This window comes from Mesorhizobium sp. M0768, assembly GCF_040320195.1.
GTDB lineage: Bacteria > Pseudomonadota > Alphaproteobacteria > Rhizobiales > Rhizobiaceae > Mesorhizobium.
Genome location: NZ_JAMYPD010000023.1, coordinates 21,533 through 33,005 on the forward strand (window position 1 = coordinate 21,533; position 11,473 = coordinate 33,005).

The window sequence follows — 11,473 nt, forward strand, 5'->3', positions numbered from 1 at the left end:
CCGTCTAGAGCCAGTGATTGCGTCGGATGTATGCAACGCATTGTGGCGATTATGCAACAAGTGTGGCCGAGACGGAAATCTTTCGGCAATCGATCCCCTGGAAAGCGCTCTTAAAGGGATTCGTCTAGACCTGCCTGGACGACTTGTAGACGTTGACGCCGAGTTCGCGAATCTTCTTGCGCAGCGTGTTGCGGTTGAGCCCCAGCAATTCCGCAGCCTTGATCTGGTTACCGCGCGTTGCGGTCATCGAGGCGAGGACCAGCGGATATTCGACCTCGGAGAGGATTCGCTGATAGAGCCCGGCCGGGGGCAAGTCGCCGGCAAACGAGGCAAAATAGCGTTGCAGGAAATGCTCCACCGCCTGGCCGATGGAAAGGTCGTCGGGAATGAGGTTGCCGCCACCTGGAACGACAGGCCTTTCGCCGGTCTTCAACTCCGCCTCGATGATCTCCGCGGAGATCTCGTCCTGCGAATACAGTGCGGCCAGCCTGCGGATGAGATTTTCGAGTTCGCGCACATTACCGGGCCATGGGTAGCGCTTCATCAGCTCGATGCCGCCGGTGGAAATGCGCTTGGTCTGCAAGCCTTCACTGACGCCGAGCTTGAAGAAGTGGCGGACGAGGTCCGGAATGTCCTCCGAGCGCTCGCGCAGCGCCGGCAGCCTGAGCGGCACAACGTTCAAGCGGTAGAACAGGTCCTCGCGGAAAAGCCCCTGATTGATCAGCGTGCGCAGGTCCTTGTTGGTGGCAGCCACGATGCGCACGTCGGTCTTGATCGGCGTGCGGCCGCCGACCGTGGTGTATTCGCCCTGCTGCAGCACACGCAGCAGCCGCGTCTGCGCTTCCATCGGCATGTCGCCGATCTCGTCGAGGAAGAGCGTGCCGCCTTCGGCCTGCTCGAAACGGCCAGTGGAGCGGTTCTGTGCGCCAGTAAAGGCGCCCTTCTCGTGCCCGAATAGTTCCGATTCGATCAGGTCGCGTGGGATCGCCGCCATGTTGATGGCGACGAAGGGGCCACCACGACGACGGCCATATTCATGCAGCGCGCGCGCCACCAGTTCCTTGCCGGTACCCGATTCGCCCGAGATCATCACCGTCAGGTCGGTCTGCATCATGCGCGCCAGCATGCGGTAGATGTCCTGCATGGCCGCCGAGCGGCCGACCAGCGGCATCGTTTCAGGCGGCTCGTCGGCACGCGTATCGATCTTGGGCCGCCGCGGCTCGGAAAGCGCGCGGTTGACGATGTTGAGCAGTTCCGTCAGGTCGAACGGTTTCGGCAGATATTCATAGGCTCCGGTTTCGGAGGCCCGGATCGCGGTCATGAACGTGTTCTGCGCACTCATGACGATGACCGGCAGTTCCGGTCGCGCCTTCTTGATGCGCGGCAGCATGTCGAAGGCGTTCTCGTCGGGCATGACAACGTCGGTGATGACCAGATCGCCCTCGCCCGCCGCCACCCAGCGCCACAGCGTCGAGGCATTGGAGGTGACGCGCACGTCGTGACCGACGCGCGAAAGCGCCTGGTTGAGGACTGTGCGGATGGCCGCATCGTCGTCAGCGACGAGAATATTGCCGCGAACGGTCATTTGCGGTCTCCTTCACCGTCGTCGTCGGTGCCAAACTGGGTTTCTTTCCATGCCGGCATCAGGATACGGAAGGTGGTCCCGCGCGGCGTCGATTCGCATTCAATGATGCCGCCATGCTCGCCGACGATCTTTGCGACCAGCGCCAGACCGAGACCGGAGCCGTTCGGCTTGGTGGTGATGAAGGGATCGAACAGGATCGGCAGGATATCCTCGGAGACACCCGAACCGTTGTCGCGCACGCAGAATTCCAATGGCAGCGACACGCGGTCCTGTGTTCCGGGCACAGAAACGCGAATGCCCGGGCGGAAGGCGGTCGACAGCATGATCTCGCCCTGTGGATCGCTGCCGATCGCCTCGGCGGCATTTTTTACCAGATTGAGGAAGACCTGGATGAGCTGGTCGCGATTGGCAAAAACCGGAGGCAATGATGGATCATAATCCTCCAATATCTTGATCCGTTTGGCAAAACCGTTCTTGGCGATTGCCTTGACATGGTCGAGCACGACATGGATGTTGACGGGGTAGCGGTCGATCGGCCGCTCGTCCGAAAACACCTCCATGCGGTCGACCAGCGAGACAATGCGGTCGGTCTCGTCGGTGATCAGCCTGGTCAGTGCGCGATCCTCGTCGGACGCCGACAGTTCAAGCAGCTGCGCGGCACCACGAATGCCGGACAGCGGGTTCTTGATCTCATGGGCAAGCATCGCGGCAAGGCCGGTGACCGAGCGCGCCGCACCGCGATGCGTCATCTGCCGGTCGATCTTGTCGGCCATTGAGCGTTCCTGGAACATTACCACGACGGAGCCTGGAAATTCCGTCACAGGCGCGACGTAGAGATCGACCACCTTCTCGATGCCGAGCCGCGGCGACGACACGTCCACCCGGTATTCGTTGACTGGCGCCCGGCGCTCGCGCACCTGGTCGACAAGCGTCAGCAGCGGGCTGCCGAAAGGAATGAGCTTGTGCAGCGTGTTGCGGGCGAGCATCGTGGCGCTCGAACGGAAAAAATCCTCGGCATCGGCATTGGCGAAGGTGATGAAGCCTTGCGGATCGACCATGATCACCGGCCGACGAATGGTGTTGAGCACAATATGCGCGGCGTCCGCCATATCCGTGCTCTGTGTGACGGTGGCGTTCATGCCGCACTCCGCAGGTTCGCCGCTTCGGGAGCGCTCGAAAATACGTCGCGCAGCAAGGCTATGACGCGCCCAGGCTCGAAAGACGTGAGTATGGCCTTGCGCCGGTCGTCGCTTGTGGCGGCGTGGCGGTCGAGATACCAACCGAGATGCTTGCGCGCCTGGCGCACTCCGCTTTCCTCGCCATAAAGCGCCAGCATGTCTTCGTAATGGGCAATGACGTAGTCGGACAGCGCTTGCGGGCTTTCCGGCATGCCGGATACCGGCTCGGCCAGCGCGGCCGCTACAATGCTGCCGGCCGTCCAAGGCGCGCCATAGTGCGCGCGGCCGACCATCACCGCGTCGGCGCCAGACTGCTCGAGGATCGACGCTGCCTCCGCCGGCGATCCGACATCGCCATTGGCAACCACAGGGATCGAGACGGCCTGCTTGACGCGTGCGATGGCACGCCAGTCGGCCCTGCCCTGATAGAACTGGCAACGCGTGCGGCCGTGTACCGTCACCATCATTACCCCGGCCTGCTCGGCGCGTCGCGCCAGCATTGGCGCGTTGAGCGCGCCTTCGTCCCAGCCGAGCCGCATTTTGACCGTGACCGGCACGTCGACCGCGCCGACTACCGCTTCGATCAGCGACAGCGCGTGGTCGAGGTCTCGCATAAGTGCCGAACCGGCATAGCCGCCCGTCACCTTCTTGGCCGGACAGCCCATGTTGATGTCGATGATGTCGGCGCCTTCGCCGGCTGCGATTCGCGCGCCCTCGGCCATGTGCGCCGCCTCACGGCCGGCAAGCTGGACCATGTGGATAGGCAGCCCGGAATGACGGATGCGCAGGCCGGAACCAGCCCTGCCCTTTGCAAGCTCGCCGCTCGCCACCATTTCCGATACGACCAGCCCGGCGCCATGCGCATGGGCGCGTTGCCGGAACGGTTCGTCGGTGATGCCCGACATGGGCGCGAGAAATACGCGATTGCGGATTCTCACGCCACCCACATCCAGCGGCGAAGCCAATTTGGTCACATCAGGCATGCACAAAAACCAAGCACCTTCGGTTGCTGCACATTCTCTAGCCAGAACGGCGGCAATGTGCAACGCGCAATGTCGTGACATTAAGGCGCATTTGGGAAAAAAGGATCGCCGGATAGCATCAATCCTAGGTCTTCCGAAAGCGATACCACTTTTCGGGATCATGCGCTAAGCGTCTCGGCATGAGAGATGTGAGCGAAAAGCAAGCTGCGGACGACAAGGTCGCGGTGGTCATCGTTGCCGCCGGCCGCGGCGCGCGCGCCGGACAGGCCAATGGGCCGAAGCAGTACCAGCAGATTGGCGGCGGCGCCGTTATCGCACGCACGCTCGACGCCTTTCTGACGCATCCGAAAATTGGAGCTGTCGTCGTTGCTATACATGCCGAAGACGACGCGCTTTTCCGCCGCGCCGCCGGCGCGAACGCCGACCGTGTCGTCGCGGTGACTGGCGGTACGTCACGGCAGGAGTCCGTCCGCCTTGGACTGCTGGCGTTGAGAAGCCATGCGCCGGGCCGGGTGCTGATCCATGATGCGGCTCGGCCGTTTGTCGACGCGGAACTGATAGACCGCACGATCGCCGCCATTGGCGAGCGCCAGGGAGCACTGCCTGCCTTGCCCGTTGCCGATACGCTCAAGCGCGAAACGGCCGAAGGCATGATCGGCGAAACCGTGTCCAGGGCCGGGCTTCATGCCGCACAGACACCGCAAGGCTTTCCGTTCTGGCCGATCCTGGCTGCGCACGAAAAGGCTCATCATCTGGGCAAAGCGGATTTCACCGACGATGCGGCAATCGCCGAATGGGCGCATATTCCGGTGAAGATCGTTCCCGGCTCGCCGGATAATGTCAAACTGACCTGGGCACGGGATATTGCAATGGCGGATCAGCGGCTTTCCAGCGCCCCACGTTTTCCCGACATCCGAACCGGCAATGGCTATGACGTGCATGCGTTCGAGCCCGGCGACCATGTCACCCTGTGCGGCGTCGCCATTCCACACGACAGGAAGTTATCCGGCCATTCGGATGCCGATGTCGGTCTCCATGCCTTGACCGACGCCCTGCTGGCCACCTGCGGCGCCGGTGACATCGGCACGCATTTCCCGCCCTCCGACCCGCAGTGGAAGGGGGCCGCTTCACGCATCTTCGTCGAACACGCGGTGAAGCTGGTGCGCGCGCGCGGCGGGCGCATCGCCAACGCCGACATCACCCTGATCTGCGAGGCGCCGCGCGTCGGCCCACATCGCGAGGCGATGACCGAAGCGCTTTCGGCAATGCTGCGAATTTCGCGCAATCGCATCTCGATCAAGGCGACAACCAATGAGAAGCTCGGCTTCGTCGGCCGTGAGGAAGGCATAGCGGCCATCGCGACCGCCAGCGTTGTGTTTCCAGGGGATGTCCCCGAGTGAGCAATAGCGATCTCGCAGATGCCCTGCTTCAGGCCTGCCAGCAGCGCGGCATCATGCTGGCGACGGCGGAGAGCTGCACCGGCGGCATGATCATCGCCGCGCTGACCGACATCGCCGGCTCTTCCGCGGTGGTCGATCGCGGCTTCATCACCTATTCCAACCAGGCCAAGACCGAGATGCTCGGCGTCTCGGCCGCTACACTCGAGGCGCACGGCGCGGTCTCGCGCGAGACTGCGGTGGAGATGGCGGCCGGAGCCTTGGCGCATTCGCCGGCCGGGCTCGCCCTGGCGGTGACCGGCATCGCCGGTCCGGACGGCGGCTCTGCGGAAAAACCTGTCGGCCTGGTCTGGTTCGGCGTTGCCGTGGCTGGCCGGCCGGTGGTCAGCGAATGCCAGCTGTTCGCCGACAAGGGCCGTGATTTCATCCGCCGGGAGACGGTCCGTCATGCGCTTGAACTGGGTCTGCGCGCGCTCGCTGCGGATCAGGCCGTCGATGGCGCGCCGTAGATGATTTCGGCCCGTTTCTCGAACGCCTCGGAGAACATGCGGAAGGCGCGGTCGAACATGGTTCCCATCAACGCACCCAAAATGCGGCTCTTGAACTCGTAGTCGATAAAGAAGCAGACGTTGCAACCAGCGCCGTCCGCCGGGTCGAAGCGCCAGACATTGCTCAGATATTTGAAAGGGCCGTCGATGTATTTGACATCTATGGCGTTCTCGTCCGGCTTCAGCAGCACCTGCGTGGTAAAGGTCTCGCGGATCGCCTTGTAGCCGATGCTCATGTCGGCGATGAGCAAGGTGCGCCCGTCGCGTTCCTTGCGTGAGCGAACCGTCAGTGCCTCGCAAAGCGGCAGGAATTGCGGATAGGATTCGACATCGGCGACCAGAGCGAACATCTGCTCCGGCGTATGCGCAACGCGGCGATGGGCTTCGAATTGTGGCATAAAACCAGTGTTAGGCGGACTTTTTGAGAAACGCTTCGCGCGCCGCGCGCAACCTGGCAAAGTCGTCCCCGGCATGGTGCGACGAGCGCGTCAGCGGGCTCGACGCTACCAGCAGGAAGCCCTTGGTCCTGCCGATCGTCTCAAAGGACTTGAATTCCTCCGGCGTGACGAAGCGGATCACCGGATGGTGCTTCTTCGACGGCTGCAGATATTGGCCGATGGTCATGAAGTCGACATTGGCCGAACGCAAATCGTCCATCAGCTGCAGAATTTCGTTCCGCTCCTCGCCAAGGCCGACCATGATGCCGGACTTGGTGAAGATCGAGGGGTCAAGCTCCTTGACCCGCTGCAAGAGCCTGATCGAGTGGAAATAGCGCGCGCCCGGCCGAACCGTCAGATAGTTAGACGGCACGGTCTCGAGATTATGGTTGAAAACATCCGGCCTGGCCGCCACCACGATCTCCAGCGCACCGTCCTTGCGCAGGAAATCGGGCGTCAGGATTTCGATCGTCGTCGACGGGGTTGCTGCCCTGATCGCACGGATGACATCAGCAAAATGCTGGGCCCCGCCGTCGGCCAGATCGTCGCGATCGACGGAGGTGATGACGACATGGCTCAAGCCCATTTGCTTGACCGCATGCGCGACGCGCGCCGGCTCGTCGGGATCGAGTGCGGTCGGGATGCCGGTGGCGACATTGCAAAAGGCGCAGGCCCGCGTGCAGATCTCGCCCATGATCATGAAGGTGGCGTGCTTCTTCTCCCAGCACTCGCCGATATTGGGGCAGCCCGCCTCTTCGCAAACCGTCACCAGTTTGTGAGACTTCACGATTTCGCGCGTCTCGGCATAGCCTTTCGACATCGGCGCCTTGACGCGGATCCAGTCAGGCTTGCGCAGTACGTCCTGATCCGGCTTGTGCGCCTTTTCGGGATGCCGCAGGCGCGGCGCATTGGCAATCGTGTCGAGGACGGTGACCATGTGAAACCCGGCTCATTGGCAAGCGCTTGTCCAGCGCTCGCTCTACCCACGTCATCTAGGACTTTTCGGCGAAAAGAAAAAGGCCGCGATCACGCATGCCGCGGTGGCCTTTTTCGCATAGCAAGTGCCGACAGAGGTTAGCGGCGCACCAGTCGTCCGACCGCAATCAGAATGCAGGCACCGATGAAGCCGGTGATCAGATAGGCGATCCAGCCGACGCCGAAGATGCCGATGTTCAGGGCCTGCAAGATGGCATTCAACACTATTGCGCCGACAATGCCGAGAACGATGTTCATGAGGATGCCGGTATTGCTCTTCATGACCATCTCGGCGAGCCATCCCGCCAGGCCGCCGATGATGATGGCTGCAACCCAGCCCACGCCGTTCATTTCCATATGCCCTCTCCTTGTATGATGGATGATGCCTGCGAAACGAATTGCTCTGCCGTCGAGTTCCTCTGTGTCTTCCGTGTGAGACTCGCCCAACTAATTTATCATGCATTCAGTGCGCGGCCATAGGCGTCGAGTACACTCTCCTTCATCATCTCCGACAGCGTCGGGTGCGGGAAGATCGTGTGCATCAGCTCTTCCTCGGTGGTCTCCAGATTCATCGCCACGACGAAGCCCTGGATCAGTTCGGTTACTTCTGCGCCGACCATGTGGGCACCCAGCAACTGGCCGGTCTTCTTGTCGAAAATGGTCTTGACGAAGCCTTGGTCTTCGCCCAGCGCAATCGCCTTGCCGTTTGCGGCGAACTGGAAGCGGCCGACGCGGATGTCCTTGCCATCGGCTTTCGCTTTGGCTTCCGTCAGTCCGACCGAGGCGACTTGCGGATTGCAATAGGTGCAGCCCGGGATCTTCAGCTTGTCGATGGCATGCACGCCGGGGAAATTGGCGATCTTTTCCACACAGACCACGCCCTCATGCTCGGCCTTGTGGGCGAGCATCGGCGGTCCGGCAACGTCGCCGATGGCGTAGACGCCCGGCACATTTGTCTTGCCGTAGCCGTCGACGACGACGCAACCGCGGTCCGTCTTCACGCCGAGCGTCTCGAGGCCGAGGTTTTCGATGTTACCCTGTACGCCGACGGCCGAGATCATACGATCGGCGGTGATCTTCTCGACCTTGCCGTCCTTCATCTCGACATGCGCCGTGACCGAGTTAGTGCCCTGCTCGACCTTGGTCACCTTGGCTTCTAGAATGATCTTCATGCCCTGCTTCTCGAACTGCTTCTGCGCGAATTTCGAGACCTCGGCGTCCTCGACCGGCATCACAGCCGGCAGCAGTTCGACCACCGTCACCTCGGCGCCCATGGTGCGGTAGAACGAGGCGAACTCGATGCCGATGGCGCCCGAGCCCATCACCAGCAGCGATTTCGGCATCTCTTTCGGCACCATGGCCTCGAAATAGGTCCAGATCAACTTGCCGTCCGGCTCGATGCCGGGCAATGCGCGCGGCCTCGCTCCGGTCGCCAGAATGATGTGCTTGGCGCTGTAGGTGCCCTCGCCCTTGACGCCCTTGGGCGCCGGCGGCTGCGGCTCCATCGGCTTCTTCGACGATTTCGACACGACGATCTCGCCAGGTTTGGTCAGCTTGGCTTCGCCCCAGATGACGTCAACCTTGTTCTTTTTCATCAGGAAGCCGACGCCGCCGTTGAGCCGCAGCGAGACCTTTCGCGAGCGATCGACGACGGCGGCTGTGTCGACGCTGACCTTGCCATCGATCTTCAGGCCGTAGTCCTTCAGATGATCCGAATAGTGCATGATCTCGGCGGAGCGCAGAAGCGCTTTGGTCGGAATGCAGCCCCAGTTGAGGCAGATGCCGCCCAAGTGCTCGCGCTCGACGATCGCCGTCTTGAAGCCAAGCTGGGCCGAACGCACTGCAGTGACATAGCCGCCGGGGCCGGAGCCGATGATGATGACGTCGTAGTTCTCAGCCACGGCTTTCTCCTTCACAATTCCAACATGAGGCGCACGAGCGGCGCCAGCGCTTGCCCGACGTTCCGCGTGTTTTCTGCGTCCAGGTGGACGCCGTCGAGCGGCGTGGTTTTGGCTACCGTGCCGGCATCGAAGAAGCCGCAGCCGGCCTCGTCGGCAAGGGCGGAATATTGCGGCGCCAGCCGCTTTGACGCGTCATCGCCGCCGGCGAACATTTCCTTGAACTCGGCGTTTTCCGTGCGGCTGACTACGGGCGGCGCGACGATCAGGATCTGCGGCGCCGGCCAATCGAACGGGTAATCGTGACCGCGCACGATATCGATCAGGCGTTGCATGCCTTGCTTGGCCGCGACCGGATTACCATGAATCCACGGCTTCATATCGTTGGCGCCGAGCATGATGACGATCAAGTCGATCGGTGCGTGCGTCGTCAGGATGGTTGGCAACAGCCTTGCGCCATTACGGTCCGCCCCGGCCAAGTGATCGTCGAAGGCGGTGGTTCGGCCATTCAGGCCTTCGGCGATGACCTCGACGCCGCTGCCCAACGCTGCCTGCAGCACGCTCGGCCAGCGATCTTCCAGCGGATGCCGGCCGAGGTTTGCCGCGTCATAGCCCCAGGTAAGCGAATCGCCGTAGCAGAGGACCGTCTTCATGTGCCTGCCCCGCCGAAACCCGGTTGCGAGCGCGCCAATCGCCAGCGGACGAAAAGCCACTGGACCAGCACCGTAGCGATGCCTGGCAGGACGAGACCGGCGACTACGGGAAGATCGCCCGACCCCTGGCTCTTGCCTGGGGGCTGGGAGAAAGTCCAGCCGATCAGGGCAACTCCAACGAGCACAAAAAACGCTACCCCTATGGTCGCCGTCAGGTTTGTTGCCCGTCGTGGGTCCGACATGAATTGTGCGATGAAGAACGCGACCGTCACGAGGACGGTGACGAGAGCAGAGATCATGAACACAAGGATGTACTCTACGTCGGCATTGGTGGCGACGGCGAGCCACTGCGCCACCAATCCGCCCGCCAAACCGGAAAGAAAGAAGGCAAAAAGGCTGGTGAAGAATTTCCGCACCGCCCTGTTCCCCTCTCTTAAACCAGCATGCCCATCGGGTTTTCGACCATGCGTTTGAAGGCGACGAGCAGCTCGGCGCCGAGCGCACCGTCGACGGCGCGGTGATCGGTCGACAACGTCACCGACATGACCGTGGCGATCTTGATCTCGCCGTTCTTGACCACCGCGCGTTGCTCGCCGGCGCCGACCGCCAGGATCGTCGCATGCGGCGGGTTGATGACGGCAGAAAAATCCTTGATGCCGAACATGCCGAGATTGGACACCGCCGTGGTGCCGCCCTGATATTCTTCCGGCTTCAGCTTGCGGCTGCGGGCGCGGCCGGCAAGATCCTTCATCTCGCTGGAGATGACGGACAGCGTCTTTTCGTCGGCACGCCGGATGATCGGGGTGATCAGGCCGCCGGGGATCGATACGGCAACGCCGACATCGGCATGCTTGTGCTTGACCATGGCGTTTTCTGTCCACGACGCATTGGCGTCCGGTACCGCCATCAGCGCCATGGCCAGAGCCTTGATGACCATGTCGTTGACCGAAAGCTTGTAGGCCGGCGTTTCGCCCTTCTCGGTCTTCTTCACCGGGGCGGCCGCATTGATCTGCGTGCGCAGGGCCAGAAGCGCGTCGAGCTCGCAGTCGAGCGTCAGATAGAAATGCGGGATGGTGGTTTTGGCCTCGACCAGCCGCCGCGCAATGGTCTTGCGCATATTATCGTGGGGGACCAGCTCGTAGGAGCCTTCGGCAAACAGTTTGAGCACCTGCTCGTCCGACATTGCCTTGGGCGCTGCGGCCGCAGGTGCCGGAGCGCCAGCGGGCGCCGCTTTTGCTGCTGGTGCCGCCTTGGCGCCGCCACTGGAAATTGCGGCATCGACATCGGCCTTTACCACGCGGCCGCGGGGGCCGGAGCCTGTCAGCGCCGCGACATCTATACCAGCTTCGCTGGCGATGCGCCGGGCCAGCGGCGAGGCGAAGATGCGCTCACCGTTTGCGTGGCCGTTGGCGACCGGCACCGCTTCCGCCTCAGGCGCAGGTGCGGCAGGCTCCTGCTTCGACGCTTCGGGTTTTGATGTTTCCGCTTTGGCGGCTTCCGCTTTCGGAGCCTCAGCCTTTGCCGGCGCGGCGCCGTCACCGCTTTTCGCGACGGCCGCCGCATCCTCGCCCTCAGCCGCCAACACCGCGATCAGCGCATTGACCTTGACGCCTTCAGTGCCGGCCGGAACCACCAGCTTGGCAACCGTGCCTTCGTCGACGGCTTCGACTTCCATCGTTGCCTTGTCCGTCTCGATCTCGGCAATCACGTCGCCCGGCGAGACCTTGTCGCCTTCCTTGACCAGCCACTTGGAAAGGTTGCCCTCTTCCATTGTGGGCGAAAGCGCCGGCATGGTGATGTTGATCGGCATTTTGTCCTC

12 protein-coding genes are annotated in these 11,473 nt (G+C 62.4%); 2 read left to right on the top strand and 10 right to left on the bottom strand.

The window, feature by feature from the left end; all coding sequences use genetic code 11:
* Positions 1-124: 124 nt before the first annotated feature.
* From ntrC to dusB, 3 genes are read right to left on the bottom strand one after another with little or no spacing between them, the layout of a single operon-like run.
* Positions 125-1,585: a nitrogen regulation protein NR(I) gene (gene ntrC, locus NKI08_RS24665; RefSeq protein WP_254817199.1), complete on the bottom strand. Its 1,461-nt coding sequence runs from the start codon at positions 1,583-1,585 to the stop codon at positions 125-127.
* Positions 1,582-2,724, bottom strand: a complete 1,143-nt coding sequence (locus NKI08_RS24670; RefSeq protein ID WP_023675075.1) for a two-component system sensor histidine kinase NtrB — start codon at positions 2,722-2,724, stop codon at positions 1,582-1,584. Before NKI08_RS24670 ends, ntrC begins: the two co-directional genes overlap by 4 nt.
* Positions 2,721-3,746: a tRNA dihydrouridine synthase DusB gene (dusB, locus tag NKI08_RS24675; protein ID WP_352772857.1), complete on the bottom strand. Its 1,026-nt coding sequence runs from the start codon at positions 3,744-3,746 to the stop codon at positions 2,721-2,723. The genes NKI08_RS24670 and dusB overlap by 4 nt, the downstream gene beginning before the upstream one ends.
* 179 nt (positions 3,747-3,925) lie before the next feature.
* Here dusB and NKI08_RS24680 point away from each other — a divergent pair, with 179 nt between their 5' ends.
* Together NKI08_RS24680 and NKI08_RS24685 are read left to right on the top strand one after the other, a co-directional pair.
* On the top strand, positions 3,926-5,146 hold the full coding sequence (locus tag NKI08_RS24680; RefSeq protein ID WP_352772860.1) for a bifunctional 2-C-methyl-D-erythritol 4-phosphate cytidylyltransferase/2-C-methyl-D-erythritol 2,4-cyclodiphosphate synthase: 1,221 nt from the start codon (positions 3,926-3,928) through the stop codon (positions 5,144-5,146).
* A complete protein-coding gene (locus NKI08_RS24685; RefSeq protein WP_352772862.1) occupies positions 5,143-5,652 on the top strand; it encodes a CinA family protein in 510 nt (169 codons plus the stop codon). Before NKI08_RS24680 ends, NKI08_RS24685 begins: the two co-directional genes overlap by 4 nt.
* Here the strand turns inward: NKI08_RS24685 and NKI08_RS24690 are convergent.
* The 7 genes from NKI08_RS24690 to NKI08_RS24720 all read right to left on the bottom strand — a co-directional run bounded on the left by NKI08_RS24690 (position 5,628) and on the right by NKI08_RS24720 (position 11,464).
* The gene (locus tag NKI08_RS24690; RefSeq protein ID WP_352471840.1) at positions 5,628-6,089 is read right to left on the bottom strand and encodes a type II toxin-antitoxin system RatA family toxin; all 462 of its coding nucleotides are present in this window, start codon (positions 6,087-6,089) and stop codon (positions 5,628-5,630) included. The genes NKI08_RS24685 and NKI08_RS24690 overlap by 25 nt on opposite strands.
* 10 nt (positions 6,090-6,099) lie before the next feature.
* Complete coding sequence (lipA, locus tag NKI08_RS24695) at positions 6,100-7,065, bottom strand: lipoyl synthase (protein ID WP_352471839.1); 966 nt, start codon at positions 7,063-7,065, stop codon at positions 6,100-6,102.
* A 137-nt stretch (positions 7,066-7,202) separates the two neighbouring features.
* The gene (locus NKI08_RS24700; protein ID WP_023675081.1) at positions 7,203-7,460 is read right to left on the bottom strand and encodes a GlsB/YeaQ/YmgE family stress response membrane protein; all 258 of its coding nucleotides are present in this window, start codon (positions 7,458-7,460) and stop codon (positions 7,203-7,205) included.
* A 98-nt stretch (positions 7,461-7,558) separates the two neighbouring features.
* Positions 7,559-9,004 carry a dihydrolipoyl dehydrogenase gene (gene lpdA / locus NKI08_RS24705; protein ID WP_352471838.1) on the bottom strand — a complete coding sequence of 482 codons (1,446 nt, stop codon included), beginning with the start codon at positions 9,002-9,004 and terminating at the stop codon, positions 7,559-7,561.
* Between the two features lie 11 nt (positions 9,005-9,015).
* Positions 9,016-9,654, bottom strand: a complete 639-nt coding sequence (locus tag NKI08_RS24710) for an SGNH/GDSL hydrolase family protein (RefSeq protein ID WP_023675083.1) — start codon at positions 9,652-9,654, stop codon at positions 9,016-9,018.
* Positions 9,651-10,070 (bottom strand): hypothetical protein, encoded by a 420-nt coding sequence (locus tag NKI08_RS24715; RefSeq protein WP_352772867.1) that lies wholly within the window; start codon positions 10,068-10,070, stop codon positions 9,651-9,653. The genes NKI08_RS24710 and NKI08_RS24715 overlap by 4 nt, the downstream gene beginning before the upstream one ends.
* Positions 10,071-10,087: 17 nt before the next feature.
* Entirely contained in the window at positions 10,088-11,464 is a 1,377-nt protein-coding gene (locus tag NKI08_RS24720) for a pyruvate dehydrogenase complex dihydrolipoamide acetyltransferase (protein ID WP_352772870.1), read from the bottom strand.
* Positions 11,465-11,473 lie beyond the last annotated feature (9 nt).